Raw genomic sequence first — 16,949 nt, forward strand, 5'->3', positions numbered from 1 at the left:
CGGAACCACTTAGGGCAGCGGTGCCGGCGTGTCGGCCATCGTACGCAGGTACGCGATGATGTCGGCGCGATCCTGTTCCTTGGGAAGGCCGGCGAAGGCCATCTTCGTGCCGCGCACATAGGCGTTCGGCTTGAAGACCATGTGGTCGATGTCCTCGTAGGTCCAGTCGCCGCCCTTGGCGGTCAGCGGCGCGGAGTAGGAGAAGCCGGCATGGCTCGCCTTGGGACGGTTGACCACGCCCCACAGGTTCGGGCCGACCTTGTTGGCGCCGCCCTTGTCGACCGTATGGCAGGAGAAGCACTGCTTCTGGAACAGGGCCTTGCCGGCATCGACGTTGGCGCTGGCGAGCTTCGGACCGATCGGCGGAATCTCGACGGCGGCCGGTGCGGCGGCTGTCGCCGCCGGCGCCTCGTCGCTGACCGCGAGCGCCGGCTTGTCCAGCTTGTGCGGATGCACGACGGCATTGGAGACCTTGCCGACCACCATCGCGAAGAGGGCGGAAGCCAAAACGCAGCCTGCGATCGTGTTGAAACTGGCCATGTCAAATCCCGAAGCGGCAAATTCTACGGACGCTGCTGTAGCATGCCCGCACCGCCGCCAGTAGTATTCCATCACGTCCGGAGGATCGCGCGGCGGAACGTCGCAAGTGCCGGATATTACGAGGTTTTTCGCCTATCGGTGGGCCTCGGAACGCGGCACGGGAGAGTTCGGCAAATGGCAAAAGGTCGGGGCGAGAAGCGGCAGGGCAAGGCCGCCGCCAGCAACATCATCGCCTTCCAGGGGGAGCCCGGCGCCAATTCCGACATGGCCTGCCGCGCGGCCTTTCCCTACATGACGACCCTGCCGTGCCCGACCTTCGATGCCGCCATGGGCGCGGTCCAGGCCGGCAAGGCCGAACTCGCCATCATCCCGGTCGAGAATTCGATCGCCGGCCGCGTCGCCGACCTGCACAGCCTGCTGCCGCACACGAAGCTCAAGATCGTGGCCGAGCATTTCCAGCGGGTCGAGCATTGCCTGGTCGCCCTGCCGGGGGCGTCGCTGAAGTCCATCCGGACGGTGAAGAGCCACGTCCAGGCGCTGGCCCAGTGCCGCAACTTCCTGAAGAAGAACAAGCTGCAGCCGGTGGTCCATGCCGATACCGCGGGCGCGGCGCGGGAGATCGCCGAGATCGGCGATGCGAGCGTCGGCGCCATCGCCTCGTCGCTGGCCGCCCGGATCTACGATCTCAAGGTGCTGGCCAAGAACATCGAGGATGCCGCCCACAATACGACGCGCATGCTGGTCTTCTCGCGCGAGGAGGCCCATCCCGACTGGCGCACGGTGCAGTGCATGACGGCCTTCCTGTTCCGGGTGAAGAGCCGCCCGGCGGCGCTCTACAAGGCGCTGGGCGGGTTCGCGACCAACGGGGTCAACATGGTGAAGCTGGAGAGCTATCTTTCCGGCGCGCGCTTCGAGCAGGCGCTGTTCTATGCCGAGGTCGAGGGCCATCCCGAGCAGCGCAACGTCCTGCTGGCGCTCGAGGAGCTGGGGTTCTTCTCCGACGAGCTGAAGATGCTGGGCTCCTTCCCGGCCAATCCCTTCCGGCGCAAGGGCTGGGAAGCCCCGACCCGCCCCGGCACCTGAGGATTATCCCATGCCGCAACAACCCGTCCGCATCGCCCCCTCCATCCTGTCGGCGGATTTCGCCGCCCTCGGCCGCGAGATCGAGGCGATCACCGAAGCCGGCGCCGACTGGATCCATGTCGACGTGATGGACGGGCATTTCGTGCCCAACCTCACGATCGGCCCGATGGTGGTGAAGGCGCTGCGCAAGCACAGCAAGCAGCCCTTCGACGTCCACCTCATGATCTCGCCGGTCGATCCGCTGGTGCCGGCCTATGTCGATGCCGGCGCCGACGTGATCTCCTTCCACCCCGAGGCCGGCCCGCACGTCCACCGCACGATTCAGCTCATCAAGAGCCTCGGCCGCAAGGCGGGCGTCGTGCTCAATCCGGCGACGCCGCTCAGCGCCATCGAGCACGTGCTGGGCGATCTCGACCTCGTGCTGGTGATGAGCGTCAATCCGGGCTTCGGCGGCCAGGCCTTCATCGAGAGCCAGCTCGCCAAGATCGCCGCCCTGCGGAAGGCGATCGACGCGCTGGGCAAGCCGATCGATCTCGAGGTCGACGGTGGCGTGAATGTCGAGACCGCGAAGCGTTGCATAAAGGCCGGCGCCGACGTCCTCGTCGCCGGCACCGCCGTATTCACCGGCGGTCCCGACCGCTACGCCGCCAACATCGAGGCATTGCGCTCATGACCGACATGATCCTGCACCACTATCCGAATTCGCCCTTCTCGGAGAAGGTGCGCATCGCCTTCGGCCTCAAGCAGGCGGCGTGGAAGTCGGTCGTGATTCCCAACATGCTGCCCAAGCCCGACCTGATGCCGCTGACCGGCGGCTATCGCAAGACGCCCGTGATGCAGGTCGGCGCCGACATCTATTGCGACACGCAGTTGATCATGCTCGAGATCGAGAAGCGCGCGCCGACGCCGCCGCTCCTGCCCAAGGGCAAGGAGGGCGAGGCGAGGGCGCTCGCCATGTGGATCGATCGCAACATCTTCTGGGCGGCGGTGGGCGTCGTCATGGGCGCGCTCGGCGACAAGTTGCCGGAAGCCTTCCTCAAGGATCGCAGCGCCTTCTCCGGCCGCTCCTTCGATGCGGCCGCGCTCAAGGCCGCCGCACCGATGGCGCTGCAGCAGACCTACGCCCAGCTCGTCATCGCCGAGCAGATGCTGGCCGACGGCCGGCCCTATCTGCTCGGCGATGCGCCCTGCCTGGCCGATTGCGCGCTCTACAATCCCGTGTGGTTCATCAAGGAGCGGATGGGCGGCGGAAAGTCGGTGCCGCCGTTCGACCGGCTGCCGCTCCTCACGGCCTGGTCCGAACGCCTGAAGGCGGCCGGCAGCGGCAGCCCGACGGACATGACGGCCGCCGAGGCGATCGCCGTCGCGAAGGCCGCGACGCCCGAAGCGACCAGCGTCGATGCCGCCGATCCCAGTGGGCTGAAGGCTGGTCAGACGATCAGCGTCACGCCCGACGACACCGGCAAGGTGCCGGTGAGCGGCGTGCTGGTCGGACTGACGAACGACCGCGTCTCGATCAAGCGCCACGACGAGCAGGTCGGCGACGTGGTGGTCCACTTCCCCCGCGCCGGCTTCGTCATCGCACCGGCATAGTTGGATAGCTCATGTCCTGAGCTGTCGTCCTGAGCGAAGCGAAGGACCTGGCGGAGCGACCAAACGACTGCGTAGCTGGTGTGAGTTCCTTCGCTTCGCTCCAGAGCGGGGGGTTACCCCGCTCGCGATGACAAGAATGCCTAAACGACCTCGACGCCGATCTTGGCTGCGATCCGGCGCAGGGCAGTAACGGAGCGCGCCGTGGCGTTGCGGGCGTCCTGCGGGCAGTGCGTCTCGATGCTGGCGAGGATCTCCGTGACGGGCTTGGGAGCCTTGGCCACCTCGGTCAGCAGCCGCGTGAGTTCCTTGGCCCACGGAACGTCGCCGTCGCCCAGGGGCACGGTGCGCTTGGCCGACAGGTCGCGATCCTTGAGATGGATGAGGTCGACCAGAGGCGCCAGGACGGCGATCTCGGCGTCGGTCGGCGGCGCACCCATCGACCAGGCATTGCCGATGTCGACCAGCGGCCGCAACTGGCCCGACAATGGATTGGACTCCAGGGCTTCCTGCAGCGCGGTGAAGAAATCGGCGAGTTCGGCAAGCGAGCCGATGTTGCAGACCGGCTCGTTCTCGATTTCGACGGTCACGGAATAGGTGAGGCTGAGATCGGCCAGGCGCTCGAACCGCCCGATCAGATCGGCCGGCTTGTAGCCGGGATAGCGCAGATGGCTGAACACGCGAATTCGTTCGGCACCCAGCACGGTGGCCATGTCGAAGGCATGCACCAGCGGGTCGTCGGCCGGACAGTCGGCGGGATCGAAGGCGAAGTCGACCTTGCCGTCGGCGGCTTCCTTGCCGGGGGCCGGCCACTTGAGGAGCGGCGAGACGAAGGTCGGCACGCTGAGGCCTGCGGCCTCGATCCGGCGGGCGATGCTGCCGCCTTCCTTGAGCGACATGCCGAGCAGGTTCCTGCCATCGAGCGTGCGCATGTCGAGGCGCCGCACCTGATGCTCGGTGCAGAACGAGATCATTTCGTCGAGGGAGGGGCTGATTTCGTCACCGATGACGGCGAGCGCGAGACGGGGAAGGGACATGGGTCTAACCTACTACGGTCGGACCGCATTGGCTAAAGTCGGGGCGAGCACAGGGGAGACGGCATGAGCGACGACGCGGCGATCTTCGTGGGGGCCAGCACTGCCGACCAGTATCTCCTTCTGAAATACGCCAACCGCCACGGCCTGATCGCCGGCGCGACCGGCACCGGCAAGACCGTCACGCTGCAGACCATTGCCGAAGGCTTCTCGGCCTACGGCGTGCCGGTGTTCATGGCCGACGTGAAGGGCGATCTGTCCGGGGTGAGCCAGGCCGGCGGCACCAGTCCGCGCGCGCTCGAGCGCGTCAAGCAACTCGGCATCGAGGGATATGCCGGACGCGCCTTCCCGACGATCTTCTGGGACCTGTTCGGCGAGAAGGGTCATCCGATCCGTACGACGGTGAGCGAAGTGGGGCCGGTGCTGATGGCCCGCCTGCTGCAGCTCAACGAGACGCAGGAAGGCGTACTCAACATCGTCTTCAGGATCGCCGACCAGCAGGGCCTGCTGCTGCTCGACTTCAAGGACCTGCAGGCACTGCTGCAATGGGTCGCCGAGAATGCCGGCACGCTGACGACGGAGTTCGGCAATGTCAGCAAGGCGTCGGTCGGCACCATACAGCGCCAGCTCCTGACGCTCAGCCAGCAGGGCGGCGAGAAATTCTTTGGCGAACCGGCACTCGATCTCCACGACATGATGCGCTGCGATCCTGCGGGTTACGGCGCCATCAACATCCTGGCGGCCGACCGGCTGATGCAGAGCCCGCGCCTCTACGCGACCTTCCTGCTGTGGTTGCTGTCGGAGCTGTTCGAGTCGTTGCCCGAGGTGGGCGATCTCGACAAGCCGAAGTTCGTCTTCTTCTTCGACGAGGCGCATCTCCTGTTCGACGACGCGCCCAAGGCGCTGCTGTCGCGCATCGAGCAGGTCGTGCGCCTGATCCGCTCCAAGGGCGTCGGCGTCTACTTCATCACCCAGAACCCGCTCGACGTGCCGGAGACCGTGCTGGGCCAGCTCGGCAACCGCGTGCAGCACGCGCTGCGCGCCTTCACGCCGCGCGACCAGCGGGCCGTGAAGGTGGCGGCCGAGACCTTCCGGCCGAACAAGGCGTTCGATGCCGCGGAAGCCATCACCGAGCTTGGCGTCGGCGAGGCGCTGCTGTCGTTCCTCGATGCCAAGGGCGTACCCTTTCCGGTCGAGCGCTGCTTCATCGCGCCGCCGCAGGGCCGCATCGGACCGGCGACGCCGGAAGAGCGCGCGGCCGTCATGGCGGCGAGCCCGCTGGCCGGCAAATACGACAAGGCCGTCGACCGCCAGTCGGCCTATGAAGTTCTCACCGGTCGCGTGGCCGGGACGGCCGTTCCTGAAGCGGCTCCGCCGCGCCGTCGCGGCCAGTATGGATCGGTGCCGCCCACCGTCCCCGCGACGACGGGTCCATGGGGGCCTCGCCCGGCCGAGCCGCCGCCGCCGCAAGTCGAGCAGCCGATTCCGCCCGAGCCCCGTCCTCAACCGCGCCTCAAGACGGCGCAGCCCCAGCCGCAAGCGCCCACGCCCGAGCCGAAGAGGGCGCCCGCCGGCCGTCAGCGCGATTCGGTGGGCATCGCCGTCGCCAAGGCAGCGGGCCGCAGCATGGCGACCGTCGCCGCGCGCGAGGCGGCGAAGGCCGTGTTCGGCAAGGGAAAGGCGGCATCGATCGGCGCCACCGTCGGCGGCGCCGTGTTGCGCGGTGTTCTGGGCTCGATCCTGAGAGGCTGATCCGGCGGTCGCCGATCAGCTCAGGCGGTCGAGTTCCTTGACGATGGCGTCGCCCATTTCCTGGGTGCCGACCTTCTTCACGCCGTCGGTGTTGCCCACCAGAAGATCGCCGGTGCGGTAGCCCGCCTTCAGCACGTTCTCGACGGCCAGCTCGACCATGTCGGCGTCCTTGCCGAGATCGAACGAATAGCGAAGCATCATCGCGTAGCTGAGCGTCTGGGCGATCGGATTGGCCAGGCCCTTGCCCGCGATGTCGGGCGCGCTGCCGTGGATCGGCTCGTACAGCGCCTTGCGGCGGCCGGTCGCGTCGGGGGCGCCGAGCGAGGCCGACGGCAGCAGGCCGAGCGAGCCGGTCAGCATCGAGGCCTCGTCGGACAGGATGTCGCCGAACAGATTGTCGGTGACGATCACGTCGAATTCCTTGGGCGCGCGCAGGAGCTGCATGGCGAGCGCGTCGGCATACATGTGATCGAGCTTCACGTCGGAGTACTTCTCCTTGTGCAGCTTGGTCGCCTCCTCGCGCCACAGCACGCCGGTGTGCATCACGTTGGCCTTCTCCGAGGAGAGGACCTTGTTCTTGCGCTTGCGGGCCAGCTCGAAGGCGACGGCGCAGACCCGGCGGATCTCGGGGGCCGTGTAGCGCTGCGTGTCGAAGGCCTCGACCTCGCCGGCGGCGTTGACGTGGCGGCCGCGCGGCTCGCCGAAATACACGCCGCTGGTCAGCTCGCGGATGATCATGATGTCGAGACCCTTGACGATCTCGGGCTTGAGCGACGAGGCGTCGACCAGCGCATCGAACACCTTCGCCGGGCGCAGGTTGGCGAAGAGGTCCATCTCCTTGCGCAGGCGCAGCAGGCCGCGCTCGGGCTTCTTGCTGAAGTCGGCGGTGTCCCACTTCGGGCCGCCGACCGAGCCGAACAGCACGGCATCGGCTTCCAGCGCGGTCTTCATGGCGTCGTCGCTGAGCGGCACGCCGTGCTTGTCGAGGGCGGCGCCGCCGACGAGGTCTTCCTTGATGTCGAAGCCGATCGCGCGCTTCTTGCCCATCCAGGCAATGATCTTGCGGACTTCGTTCATCACCTCGGGGCCGATGCCGTCGCCGGGCAGCACGAGCAGATTGCGATTGGACGCCATGATGGTCAGGTCTTCCGTTGGGTTTGGAATTCGGATCGGTTTGGACGGTCTTCGGTCCGCTGGAATGACCTCATCCTGAGGAGCGCCGTTCTCGGCGCGTCTCGAAGGATGGGCAGCAGGCGCGGTGTCCGTTGCCGATCCTTCGAGACGCTCGCTGCGCTCGCTCCCCAGGATGAGGTCTGGGTTCGTTCCTCAGGCGGCGCCGTGCAGCCAGGGCTGCGACTCGCTCTGGCGGCGCTCGAAGTCGTCGATCTCCGACTTCTTCTCCATGGTGAGGCCGATATCGTCGAGGCCTTCCATCAGGCACTTCTTGCGGAAGGGATCGAGGTCGAAATGGACGGTGCCGCCGTCCGGACCCTTGATCTCCTGCTTCTCGAGATCGATCTCGATGATGGCGTTGGAGCCGCGGCTCGCATCGTCCATCAGCTTGTCGACGATCTCCTTCGGCACCTTGATCGGCAGAATGCCGTTCTTGAAGCAGTTGTTGTAGAAGATGTCGGCGAAGTCCTCGGAGATGATGCAGCGGATGCCGAAGTCGAGCAGCGCCCAGGGCGCGTGCTCGCGGCTCGAGCCGCAGCCGAAGTTGGGGCCCGCCACGATGATCTTGGCGTTCTGGTAGGCCGGCTGGTCGAGGACGAAGTCCTTCTTCTGGCCGTCCGCCGTCCAGCGCATCTCGTAGAACAGGCCGTCCTTCAGGCCGGTGCGCTTGATGGTCTTGAGGAACTGCTTCGGAATGATCATGTCGGTGTCGACATTGACCATGGGCAGCGGCGCAGCGACGCCGCTCAGCGTCGTGAATTTCTCCATGAGACCTCCCGGAAAGGCCGGAATAAACGGGCTTTCCGGGCCGCGGTCAAGCCACCCGATTCTAGCGGGTCTTGATGACCAGGGTGTTGGCGAGCATGTCGTGCAGGCCGCGCTTGCGCTCGGTGAAGCCGACCATGATGTAGCCGATGCAGAAAATCATCCCGGAGAGGATCTTGGCGAAATACCGCCCTGTGGCATTCATGAAGCTGAGGCGTTTGCCGTCGTTGGTAACGACCCGCAGACCCATTGCCATCTTGCCGACCGTGGCGCCCCGCTCGGAGCTCTCCAGCAGCGCGAAATAGAGCCAGAAGACGAGGACCGAGAGAAGGTTCACCGTCGGGTCATAATTGCTCAGATCGTCCAGGTTCATGTACTTGAGGCCGAAGACCGACATGATGACGCCCAGGACGAGGCTGACCAGGATGGCGTCGATGATGTAGGCCACGACACGGATCCAGAAGCCGCCATAGCCGACCGGCGCGGTGCCCGGCGGCGTCGCATCCCAGACGGGCGGCGGCGGCGGGGCGGCGGGACCTGAGTTCGGAACGCTGGCCATGTGTCTCTCCCACGAGGGTCGGCGAAAACGACGTCCCTACATTGGCCACGCCCGTCTTCCACTGCAAATAGAAACGGGCGGCGCCTCGCGGCACCGCCCGTCATCATCCACCGGAGGCGGGTGTCTACTGGAAGTCGCGAACGTCGGCGAGCGTGCCCCGGATGGCCGCCGCGGCCGCCATGGCCGGGCTCACCAGATGGGTGCGACCGCCGCGGCCCTGGCGGCCCTCGAAGTTGCGGTTCGACGTCGAGGCGCAGCGCTGGCCGGGTTCGATGCGATCGGCGTTCATCGCCAGGCACATCGAGCAGCCCTGCAGGCGCCATTCGAAACCGGCCTCGAGGAAGATCTTGTCGAGACCTTCCTTCTCGGCCTGGGCCTTCACCAGGCCGGAGCCCGGAACGACCATGGCCGACACGGTCGAAGCGACCTTGCGGCCGCGCGCGATCTCGGCGGCGGCGCGCAGGTCTTCGATGCGGCCGTTGGTGCACGAGCCGATGAACACACGGTCGATCGGCACGTCGACGAGGCGCGTGCCCGGCGTCAGGCCCATATAGGCGAGTGACCGGGTCCAGGCCTCGCGGCGGTTCTCGTCCGGCGCATTGGCCGGGTCCGGAACGACGTCGGTGATCGGCAGAGCGTCCTGCGGGCTCGTTCCCCAGGTCACCATCGGCGGAATGTCCGCGGCGTTGAGGTCGAGCTGCACGTCGAAGTGTGCGCCCTTGTCCGACGGCAGGCGGCGCCACTGGCTGAGCGCCAGGTCCCACGCCCCGCCCTTCGGCGCGTACGGACGACCCTGGAGATACTGGAAGGTCGTCTCGTCGGGCGCGATCAGGCCGGCGCGGGCGCCCGCCTCGATCGACATGTTGCAGACCGTCATGCGGCCTTCCATCGTGAGCTCACGGATGGCGCGGCCGGCATACTCGATCACGTAGCCGGTGCCGCCGGCCGTGCCGAGCTTGCCGATGATGGCCAGGATGACGTCCTTGGCGGTCACGCCGAGCGGCAGGCTGCCCTCGACCGAGACGCGCATGTTCTTGGCCGGCTTCTGGATCAGCGTCTGGGTGGCGAGCACGTGCTCGACCTCGGAGGTGCCGATGCCGAAGGCCAGCGCGCCGAACGCGCCGTGCGTCGAGGTGTGGCTGTCGCCGCACACGATCGTCATGCCGGGCAGGGTGAGGCCCTGCTCGGGGCCGATCACGTGCACGATGCCGCGCCGCGGATCGTTCAGGTCGAAGTACGGCACATGGAAGTCGGCGACGTTCTTTTCGAGCGTCTCGACCTGGATGCGCGACTCCTCGTCCTCGATGCCCTGGCTGAAGTCGGTGGTCGGCGTGTTGTGGTCGGCGACCGCGATCGTGGCGTCGGGCCGGCGCACCGGCCGGCCAGCCATCCGCAGGCCCTCGAAGGCCTGCGGGCTGGTCACCTCGTGGACGAGATGACGGTCGATGTAGATGACGCACGTCCCGTCGTCCTGGCGATGGACGACGTGACTGTCCCAGATCTTCTCGAACAGGGTCCGCGGAGGCGGCGGCGGCGCCGGCGGGGTGGCCGACTGTTTGCGGAACGCCATGTGGACCTACTTCTTTCCGCCGCCCTTGGCGTTGCGGACGGACTTCTCTTCCTTGGGCTTTTCCTTCTTGAGCTTCTCGCGGCGCGGACGCTTGAGAGCCTCCTCCGCCTGCACGGCGAGCAGCTCGCGCTGGGCCTCGGTGTCCTCGGCGATACGGCTCGCCTTGCCGCGCAGCTCGCGCAGGTAATACAGCTTGGCGCGCCGCACGATACCCTTACGGACGACCTCGATTTCCCAGATGCTCGGGCTGTAGAGCGGGAACACGCGCTCCACGCCTTCGCCGAAGCTGATCTTACGCACCGTGAACGAGGAGTTCACGCCGGCGTTCTTGCGGGCGATGCAGAGGCCTTCGTAGACCTGAAGGCGCTCGCGGCTGCCTTCCTGCACCTTGACGTGCACCTTGAGCGTGTCGCCCGATTCGAAATACGGCACCGGCCGTTCGGCCTGCACCTTGTCGATCGTCGTCTGGCCGATCGCGTCGAGAATATCCATCGTGTCTATCCTTTCGTCACTTCTTATCGTTTCCCGCCGCGGTCCGGCGAGTGGCCCAAAGATCGGGCCGTCGCCTCCGCGTGATCTCTTCCCGCTGCTGCATCCGCCACTCGGCGACCTTGCCGTGATGGCCCGAGACCAGAACCTCCGGCACGCGCCGTTCGATTCCGTCGGGCCCTGCCCAGGTCGCGGGCCGGGTGTAGTGCGGGTACTCCAACAATCCGTCCTCGAAACTCTCCTCGCTCGCCGAATCGGCCGCGCCCATCACGCCGGGCAGCAGCCGCACGCAACAATCCATCATCGCCATGGCCGCGATCTCGCCGCCCGAAAGCACGAAATCACCGACCGAAATCTCCTCCAGCGCCTGGGCCTCGATGACCCTCTCGTCGACGCCCTCGAACCGCCCGCACACCAGCAACACGCCCGGTCCCGCCGCCAGCTCCCGCCCGCGCGCCTGACTGAACGGCGCGCCGCGCGGCGAAAGCAGGACCTTCGGCACTCCCGGTACGGCAACCGCCTCGATCGCCGCCGACAGCACGTCGGGCTTCAACACCATGCCGGCGCCGCCACCGAAGGGCGCATCGTCCACCGTGCGATGCCGGTCTCCGGCGAACCGCCTGATGTCGACGGCCTCCAGCGACCACACGCCCTCCCTGAGCGCCCGGCCGGCCAGGCTCTCGCCCAGCGGGCCCGGAAACATCTCCGGGAACAGCGTCAGCGCGGTCGCGCGCCACACGTTAGCCCTCCGCCTCCTTCGCCGGCCCACCCGTCAGCAAACCTGCCGGCGGATTGACCGTAACCTTGCCGCCCTCGACGTCGATCTCGGGCACCGCCTCGTCGGTGAAGGGCAGCATCACCGAGTGCCTCGATGCGCTGCCTCCCGACACTTCCATCGTCCGCCCGGCGCCGAAATCGTGGAAGGCCATGACCTTCCCCCAATCCCGGCCGTCCCGGTCGAACGCGGCGAGCCCGATCAGGTCCGCCTCGTACCACTCCCGCTCGCCCGTCTCCGGCAGGCGCTCGCGCTCCACATAGAGCCGCAAACCCCGTACTGCCTCGGCCGCCGTGCGATCGGCTACGCCCTCGATCCGGGCCAGGACCGCTCCCTTTACGGAGCTCAGCGCCTCGACCCGGTACTCTTTCGTTCCCTTCTCGTCCGACAGCGCGCCGTAGGAGGCGATCGCCATCGGATCCTCGGTGTAGCTCCTGATGCGCACCAGGCCGCGGACCCCGTGAGGTGCCGCAACGACGCCCAGCAGGACGCGGCCCTTGCTCATCGGAACACCTTGCCGATCAGGTGGCCGCAGCCTCCGGCGCGGGCGCCGCGGCGGCAGCTGCCGCAGCCTCGGCCTTCATGCGCTCCTGCGCCTTGGCGCGCGGCAGCGGCTTCTTGGTCTGTTCGCGGCGCTCGCGCGGCTTCATCAGCTCGGCCTGCGACAGGAACTTCGCGACGCGATCGGACGGCTGCGCGCCGACCTTCAGCCAGTGCGCGATGCGCTCCTTGTCGAGCATCAGGCGCTGGGCATGATCGCGCGGCAGAAGCGGGTTGTAGGTGCCGAGCTTCTCGATGAAGCGGCCGTCGCGCGGGCTGCGGGAATCGGCCACGACGATGTGGAAGAACGGGCGCTTCTTGGCACCGTGCCGGGTCATGCGGATTGCGATCATTCTCTCTAGTCCTCTCTTCGATATCGATTCGCGTGATTGTCTGACGTCGATCTTGCTGACTTCGTTGAAACTTCAGCGCGGAAAACCCGGCGGGCCACCCATGCCGCCGAGGCTGCGCATGAATCCCTTCTCACCGAGCTTGTTCACCCGCTTCATCATCTTGAGCATGTCGGCATGCTGCTTGAGCAGCTTGTTGACATCCTGCACCTGCACGCCCGAGCCCTTGGCGATGCGCTTCTTGCGCGAGGCGTGGATCAGGTCGGGGTTGCGGCGCTCCTTCGGCGTCATCGACAGGATGACGGCCTCCTGGCGCTTGAGCTGACCCTCGTCGATCTTGGCCTTGGACATGGCGGCCTTGGCCTGCATGGCGCCCGGCAGCATACCCATCAATCCCGACAGGCCGCCCATCTTGCGCAGCTGGCGCAGCTGGTTGAGCAGGTCGTCCATGTCGAACTGGCCCTTGCGGACCTTGGCCGCCAGCTTCTCGGCATCTTCCTTGTCGATCGTCTCGGCGGCGCGCTCGACCAGCGAGACGATGTCGCCCATGCCGAGGATGCGGGACGCAATACGATCGGGATGGAACGGCTCCAGCGCGTCGAATTTTTCGCCGACGCCGATCAGCTTGACCGGCCGGCCGGTGACGGCGCGCATCGACAAGGCCGCGCCGCCGCGCGCGTCGCCGTCGACGCGGGTCAGCACGATGCCGGTGACGGCCAGCCGCTCGTTGAAGGCCTTGGCCACGTTCACGGCGTCCTGGCCGGTCATGGCGTCGGCGACGAGCAGCGTCTCCTTCGGCTTGGCGAGGTCGCTGATGTCGGCGACCTCCTTCATCAGCTCTTCGTCGATCGAGAGCCGGCCCGCCGTGTCGAGGATGAGGACGTCGAAGCCCTCGCGCTTGGCCGTTTCGAGGGCGCGCCGGGTGATGGCGAGCGGCATCTCGAGCGGGACGATCGGCAGCGTCGGAACGCCGGTCTGCTCGCCCAGCACCTTGAGCTGGTGCTGCGCGGCCGGGCGACGCGTGTCGAGCGAGGCCATCATGACCTTGCGCCGGGTCGAGAAGCTGCCGCCGAACATCTCCGCCGCCATGCCCTGCGGGCCCTGGCTCAGGCGATAGGCGATCTTGGCCGAGGAGGTGGTCTTGCCCGAACCCTGCAGGCCGACCATCAGGATGACGACCGGCGGGATGGCGCCCAGGTCGAGGTCGGCGACGGTGCCGCCCAGCATCTCGACCAGGTGGTCGTTGACGATCTTGATGACCATCTGGCCCGGCGTGACCGAGCGGATGACATCGGCGCCGATCGCCTTCGGCCGGACCTCGTCGATGAATTGGCGGACGACGGGCAGGGCCACGTCGGCCTCGAGCAGGGCGGTCCGCACCTCGCGCAGGGCCGCGTCGACATCGGCCTCGGAAAGCGCACCACGCCCCCTCAGCTTGTCGAAAACATCGCCCAGACGCTTGCTAAGACCCTCGAACATCGTGCTCCCGTTCGCTCAAAGACGTATCGCGCCGATGCGCGAACCTTCGCGGATCAGCGGAGCTCCCCGAAGGGGGAACCTAGTAAATCGGCACGACCGATTGAGCCGGCGGGGTATAAGGCTTGCCGCGTCAGGAGTCAAAACGCTTGGACGAGCCGGCTAACCCCTTGAACGACAACAATTCCCAGCGCCTTTCGGGCTGGTCGATGCTGGCCTTCGTGGTCGCGGCGCCGCTGATCGGCCTGCTGGTTTTCTGGCTTTTGCCCGAACGAAGCAACTTGTTGGTGCTCAGCGCCTTCTTCGCAACCTGCCTGCTCGCCCTTGTTATCGCCGTCATGCCGCTCGGCCGAAATGCACCGGCGGCGCTCGGCCTGCGCCCGGTGGGCTGGCGGCCCGTGGTCTTCGCGGTCCTTGGCACGACGGTACTGTCGTTTGCCGTCAGCCAACTCGGTCCGCAGCCCGAGGGGGTGAAGCAGGTGACGGAGGGCATCCAGGGCACGGCGCGGATCCTTCAAACCCTCGCGGTTCTGGGCCTTCTGGCGCCGATCGTCGAGGAACTGGTCTTCCGCGGCCTGTTCTATGGCTGGCTCGCGGGTCGCTGGAGCAACCTGGTGGCCTTCGTGCTCAGTTCGCTGGCCTTCGCCGCCGCCCATACGGAGCCCCTGCACATTCTCCTGGTGCTGCCGCTCGGCTTCTGGTTCGGCTGGCTGCGCTGGCGCACCGGCTCGCTGGTCCCGACGATCGTGGCGCACATCATCAACAACACGATCGCGGTATCGGCGGCGGCGCTCCTGAGCCCGTGAACGGGGGCTGCGTCAGGAGGCGAGCTTGCGTTCGACGAAGTCGAGCCGGTCCTGGCCCCAGAAGATCTCGCCATCGATGACGAAGGAGGGCGCGCCGAACACGCCCTGCGAAATGGCGTGCTTGGTGTAGGCCTCGCGCTTCTCGGCAATGCCCGGCTCTTCGCTGGCCTTCAGGACGGCGGCACCGTCGAGGCCGCATCCGTCGATGATCGCCTTCAGCGTGTCCAGGTCGCCGCTGTTCTTCTCCTCGGCCCACAGGCCGGTCAGCACCGCGTGTGCGACCTTGACGGCGTCTTCCATGCGGCCCGCTTCGCGCAGCGCGATCACGCACTTGGCCGCCGGCACCTCGTTGGCGGGAAAGAACCTGGGCTCGAGCGTGGTCTTCACGCCGAGATGGTCGCGCCAGCGCTTCAGCTCCATCATGCGATAGGCCTGACGCTGCGGCGCGCGCTTGGGCAGGGGCAGGCCGCCCGAGACCGCGAAGACCGAGCCGAAATCGACCGGCCAGATCGTGACCGTCGCGCCGTGCTTCTTCACCATGGCGTCGAAGCGCGCGGACCCGAGATAGGTCCACGGCGAATTCAGCGAAACGTAGTAGTCGACGTGCTTGCCCATGAGTTCCCCCGGAATGGCGTGCGTTGGCGCGGACTGTGGCGCAAAGCCTGTCGATACGCCATCTTCGCGAGGTGAGCAGAAACCCCGATTCTGAACGAGCCATCGCCATCACCGGCGGAGACGCCGCCTATTTCGACCTGATGCGCGACTGCATCGAGTCCTTGCAGGCGACCGAGCCGGGCCGCGGGCTGGCGCTGGGTGTCCTGGATTGCGGGCTGACCGAAGAGCAGCGCGACTGGTGCCGCGAACGAGGCGCTGTCCTCGTGGTCCCGCAATGGGATTTCGACTTTCCCGGCCGCGACTCGTTGAAGGACGGCTACAAGGCGCTGACGGCGCGGCCGTTCCTGCCGCGCTATTTCCCGGGCTTCGATCTCTATCTCTGGATCGACGGCGATTGCTGGGTGCAGCAGGGCGATGCGGTCTCCTTGTTCCTCGCGGCCGCCCGGACGGGCGCGCTGGCCGTGGCGCCCGAGATCCACCGCTCGATGCGTCACTATCGCCATGCCTGGCAGGAATTCTCGTCGATCAACGGCGCGGCGTTCGAGGCCTGTTTCGACAAGGAAACGGCCGAGCGGCTGATCCGCTATCCGCTGATCAACGCCGGCGTCTTCGCGCTCGCCGCCGACGCGCCCCACTGGCAGGGCTGGGCCGGGCTGCTGGGCGAGGCATTGCAGCGCTCGACCAACATGACCGACCAGGTCGCCCTCAACGTGCTGGTCTACGACCGTGGCTATTCCTGTGAGCCGCTGCCCAGCCGCTGCAACTGGCCAGTCCATCACGCCACCCCGGCCTGGGATGCGGCCCGCGGCCTGTTCGTCGAGCCGGCCATGCCCTACGAGGCGCTCGGCATCCTGCATCTCACCATCTACACCAAGCGCCTGCCGACCCTGGACGTGCGCGAAATCGCCGGGGCGCACGCCGGGCAGGTCCGGGCGCGCTCGTTGCGCTGGCCCGGCCGAACCGCCATATAGCGCCGCATGGCCGGAACGCCTTTCCTCAAGATGCACGGGCTGGGCAACGACTTCGTCGTGCTCGACGCGCGCGCGCATGCGCTCGATCTGACGCCGCTGCGTCGTCGCGCCATCGCCGACCGCCGACTGGGCGTGGGCTGCGACCAGCTCATCGTGCTGGAACCGCCGACCGAGGCCGATGCCGACGTCTTCATGCGCATCTACAATCCCGACGGCAGCGAGGCGCAGGCCTGCGGCAACGCCACGCGCTGCGTCGCGTCGGTGGTGATGGACGAGCGCAAGTCGGACGACGTGACGATCCAGACCGTCGCCGGCCTGCTCGAATCGCAGAAGGTCGGCCGTGGGCCCAACGGCCTGCCGGTGATCTCCGTCGACATGGGGCTGGTGCGCATGGACTGGCGCGAGATTCCCGTCGCGAAGGCGTGCGACACCAAGCACATGCCGGTGGGGCTCGGGCCGCTGCAGGACCCGGTCGGCACAAACGTCGGCAATCCGCACGCGACCTTCTTCGTCGACGATCTCGCCGCGATCCCGATCACGGAACTCGGACCGAAGCTGGAGCATGATCCGTTCTTTCCCGAGCGCGTGAATGTCGGCGTGGCGCAGATCATCGGGGAGAACAGGCTGAAGCTCAGCGTCTGGGAACGTGGCGCGGGCCTGACGCTCGCCTGCGGGTCGGGCGCCTGTGCCGCCGGCGTCGCCGCGGCGCGGCGCGGCCTCACGGGGCGCAAGGTCGACGTCGTGGTCGAGCACGGCACGCTCACGATCGAATGGCTGCGTGACGATCACGTTTCGATGACCGGCGGCATTGCGCTCGCCTACAAGGGCGAACTCGACCGTTCGCTGCTGTCCTGAGGTGGC

The 16,949-nt window shown here is 67.1% G+C and carries 19 protein-coding genes; 7 read left to right on the forward strand and 12 right to left on the reverse strand.

Going from position 1 to position 16,949, the window contains the following annotated elements:
* Positions 1-9 precede the first annotated feature (9 nt).
* Positions 10-540, reverse strand: a complete 531-nt coding sequence (locus ACP15H_RS26460) for a c-type cytochrome (protein WP_425069113.1) — start codon at positions 538-540, stop codon at positions 10-12.
* A 174-nt stretch (positions 541-714) separates the two neighbouring features.
* Here ACP15H_RS26460 and ACP15H_RS26465 point away from each other — a divergent pair, with 174 nt between their 5' ends.
* From ACP15H_RS26465 to ACP15H_RS26475, 3 genes are read left to right on the forward strand one after another with little or no spacing between them, the layout of a single operon-like run.
* Positions 715-1,623 (forward strand): prephenate dehydratase, encoded by a 909-nt coding sequence (locus ACP15H_RS26465; RefSeq protein ID WP_425069114.1) that lies wholly within the window; start codon positions 715-717, stop codon positions 1,621-1,623.
* A 10-nt stretch (positions 1,624-1,633) separates the two neighbouring features.
* Complete coding sequence (gene rpe, locus ACP15H_RS26470; RefSeq protein WP_425069115.1) at positions 1,634-2,296, forward strand: ribulose-phosphate 3-epimerase; 663 nt, start codon at positions 1,634-1,636, stop codon at positions 2,294-2,296.
* Positions 2,293-3,216 (forward strand): glutathione S-transferase family protein, encoded by a 924-nt coding sequence (locus ACP15H_RS26475; protein ID WP_425069116.1) that lies wholly within the window; start codon positions 2,293-2,295, stop codon positions 3,214-3,216. Before rpe ends, ACP15H_RS26475 begins: the two co-directional genes overlap by 4 nt.
* A 140-nt stretch (positions 3,217-3,356) precedes the next feature.
* Here the strand turns inward: ACP15H_RS26475 and ACP15H_RS26480 are convergent, their stop codons facing one another.
* Complete coding sequence (locus ACP15H_RS26480) at positions 3,357-4,250, reverse strand: sugar phosphate isomerase/epimerase family protein (RefSeq protein ID WP_425069117.1); 894 nt, start codon at positions 4,248-4,250, stop codon at positions 3,357-3,359.
* A gap of 63 nt (positions 4,251-4,313) precedes the next feature.
* Between ACP15H_RS26480 and ACP15H_RS26485 the strand changes: the two genes are divergently transcribed.
* A complete protein-coding gene (locus ACP15H_RS26485) occupies positions 4,314-5,999 on the forward strand; it encodes a helicase HerA-like domain-containing protein (RefSeq protein WP_425069118.1) in 1,686 nt (561 codons plus the stop codon).
* 15 nt (positions 6,000-6,014) lie between these two features.
* Here ACP15H_RS26485 and leuB read toward each other — a convergent pair whose 3' ends face one another.
* From leuB to ffh, 9 genes are all read right to left on the reverse strand, one after another.
* Positions 6,015-7,133, reverse strand: coding sequence for a 3-isopropylmalate dehydrogenase (gene leuB / locus ACP15H_RS26490; protein WP_422033374.1), 1,119 nt, complete (start codon positions 7,131-7,133; stop codon positions 6,015-6,017).
* A 192-nt stretch (positions 7,134-7,325) separates the two neighbouring features.
* Positions 7,326-7,940, reverse strand: coding sequence for a 3-isopropylmalate dehydratase small subunit (gene leuD / locus ACP15H_RS26495; protein ID WP_425069119.1), 615 nt, complete (start codon positions 7,938-7,940; stop codon positions 7,326-7,328).
* Positions 7,941-8,001: 61 nt separating this feature from the next.
* The gene (locus ACP15H_RS26500) at positions 8,002-8,496 is read right to left on the reverse strand and encodes an RDD family protein (RefSeq protein WP_425069120.1); all 495 of its coding nucleotides are present in this window, start codon (positions 8,494-8,496) and stop codon (positions 8,002-8,004) included.
* A gap of 124 nt (positions 8,497-8,620) precedes the next feature.
* A complete protein-coding gene (leuC, locus tag ACP15H_RS26505) occupies positions 8,621-10,066 on the reverse strand; it encodes a 3-isopropylmalate dehydratase large subunit (RefSeq protein ID WP_425069121.1) in 1,446 nt (481 codons plus the stop codon).
* Between the two features lie 6 nt (positions 10,067-10,072).
* Positions 10,073-10,558 (reverse strand): 50S ribosomal protein L19, encoded by a 486-nt coding sequence (rplS, locus tag ACP15H_RS26510; RefSeq protein ID WP_425069122.1) that lies wholly within the window; start codon positions 10,556-10,558, stop codon positions 10,073-10,075.
* A 16-nt stretch (positions 10,559-10,574) separates the two neighbouring features.
* Positions 10,575-11,294 (reverse strand): tRNA (guanosine(37)-N1)-methyltransferase TrmD, encoded by a 720-nt coding sequence (trmD, locus tag ACP15H_RS26515; protein WP_425069123.1) that lies wholly within the window; start codon positions 11,292-11,294, stop codon positions 10,575-10,577.
* Between the two features lies 1 nt (position 11,295).
* Positions 11,296-11,835 (reverse strand): ribosome maturation factor RimM, encoded by a 540-nt coding sequence (gene rimM / locus ACP15H_RS26520; protein WP_425069124.1) that lies wholly within the window; start codon positions 11,833-11,835, stop codon positions 11,296-11,298.
* Positions 11,836-11,851: 16 nt separating this feature from the next.
* A complete protein-coding gene (gene rpsP, locus ACP15H_RS26525) occupies positions 11,852-12,223 on the reverse strand; it encodes a 30S ribosomal protein S16 (protein ID WP_425069125.1) in 372 nt (123 codons plus the stop codon).
* Between the two features lie 72 nt (positions 12,224-12,295).
* Complete coding sequence (ffh, locus tag ACP15H_RS26530; RefSeq protein WP_425069126.1) at positions 12,296-13,699, reverse strand: signal recognition particle protein; 1,404 nt, start codon at positions 13,697-13,699, stop codon at positions 12,296-12,298.
* 146 nt (positions 13,700-13,845) lie between these two features.
* Between ffh and ACP15H_RS26535 the strand changes: the two genes are divergently transcribed.
* On the forward strand, positions 13,846-14,502 hold the full coding sequence (locus tag ACP15H_RS26535; RefSeq protein ID WP_425069127.1) for a lysostaphin resistance A-like protein: 657 nt from the start codon (positions 13,846-13,848) through the stop codon (positions 14,500-14,502).
* A 12-nt stretch (positions 14,503-14,514) separates the two neighbouring features.
* Here ACP15H_RS26535 and ACP15H_RS26540 read toward each other — a convergent pair whose 3' ends face one another.
* Positions 14,515-15,117, reverse strand: coding sequence for a 2-hydroxychromene-2-carboxylate isomerase (locus ACP15H_RS26540; protein ID WP_425069128.1), 603 nt, complete (start codon positions 15,115-15,117; stop codon positions 14,515-14,517).
* A 71-nt stretch (positions 15,118-15,188) separates the two neighbouring features.
* Between ACP15H_RS26540 and ACP15H_RS26545 the strand changes: the two genes are divergently transcribed.
* Positions 15,189-16,088: a hypothetical protein gene (locus tag ACP15H_RS26545; protein WP_425069129.1), complete on the forward strand. Its 900-nt coding sequence runs from the start codon at positions 15,189-15,191 to the stop codon at positions 16,086-16,088.
* Positions 16,089-16,094: 6 nt separating this feature from the next.
* The gene (dapF, locus tag ACP15H_RS26550) at positions 16,095-16,943 is read left to right on the forward strand and encodes a diaminopimelate epimerase (protein ID WP_425069130.1); all 849 of its coding nucleotides are present in this window, start codon (positions 16,095-16,097) and stop codon (positions 16,941-16,943) included.
* Positions 16,944-16,949: the final 6 nt, after the last annotated feature.

Source organism: Reyranella sp. (assembly GCF_965249915.1).
Classification (GTDB): Bacteria; Pseudomonadota; Alphaproteobacteria; order Reyranellales; family Reyranellaceae; genus Reyranella.

Bases quoted from the DNA above. Each gene is read 5' to 3' on its own strand.
- ACP15H_RS26465 (WP_425069114.1), top strand. From the start codon at position 715: ATGGCAAAAGGTCGGGGCGAGAAGCGGCAGGGCAAGGCCGCCGCCAGC.
- ACP15H_RS26500 (WP_425069120.1), bottom strand. From the start codon at position 8,496: ATGGCCAGCGTTCCGAACTCAGGTCCCGCCGCCCCGCCGCCGCCGCCC.
- ACP15H_RS26480 (WP_425069117.1), bottom strand. From the start codon at position 4,250: ATGTCCCTTCCCCGTCTCGCGCTCGCCGTCATCGGTGACGAAATCAGC.
- rpe (WP_425069115.1), top strand. From the start codon at position 1,634: ATGCCGCAACAACCCGTCCGCATCGCCCCCTCCATCCTGTCGGCGGAT.
- ACP15H_RS26460 (WP_425069113.1), bottom strand. From the start codon at position 540: ATGGCCAGTTTCAACACGATCGCAGGCTGCGTTTTGGCTTCCGCCCTC.
- ACP15H_RS26475 (WP_425069116.1), top strand. From the start codon at position 2,293: ATGACCGACATGATCCTGCACCACTATCCGAATTCGCCCTTCTCGGAG.
- dapF (WP_425069130.1), top strand. From the start codon at position 16,095: ATGGCCGGAACGCCTTTCCTCAAGATGCACGGGCTGGGCAACGACTTC.
- ACP15H_RS26485 (WP_425069118.1), top strand. From the start codon at position 4,314: ATGAGCGACGACGCGGCGATCTTCGTGGGGGCCAGCACTGCCGACCAG.
- leuC (WP_425069121.1), bottom strand. From the start codon at position 10,066: ATGGCGTTCCGCAAACAGTCGGCCACCCCGCCGGCGCCGCCGCCGCCT.
- ACP15H_RS26540 (WP_425069128.1), bottom strand. From the start codon at position 15,117: ATGGGCAAGCACGTCGACTACTACGTTTCGCTGAATTCGCCGTGGACC.
- rplS (WP_425069122.1), bottom strand. From the start codon at position 10,558: ATGGATATTCTCGACGCGATCGGCCAGACGACGATCGACAAGGTGCAG.
- ffh (WP_425069126.1), bottom strand. From the start codon at position 13,699: ATGTTCGAGGGTCTTAGCAAGCGTCTGGGCGATGTTTTCGACAAGCTG.
- rpsP (WP_425069125.1), bottom strand. From the start codon at position 12,223: ATGATCGCAATCCGCATGACCCGGCACGGTGCCAAGAAGCGCCCGTTC.
- leuD (WP_425069119.1), bottom strand. From the start codon at position 7,940: ATGGAGAAATTCACGACGCTGAGCGGCGTCGCTGCGCCGCTGCCCATG.
- leuB (WP_422033374.1), bottom strand. From the start codon at position 7,133: ATGGCGTCCAATCGCAATCTGCTCGTGCTGCCCGGCGACGGCATCGGC.
- rimM (WP_425069124.1), bottom strand. From the start codon at position 11,835: ATGAGCAAGGGCCGCGTCCTGCTGGGCGTCGTTGCGGCACCTCACGGG.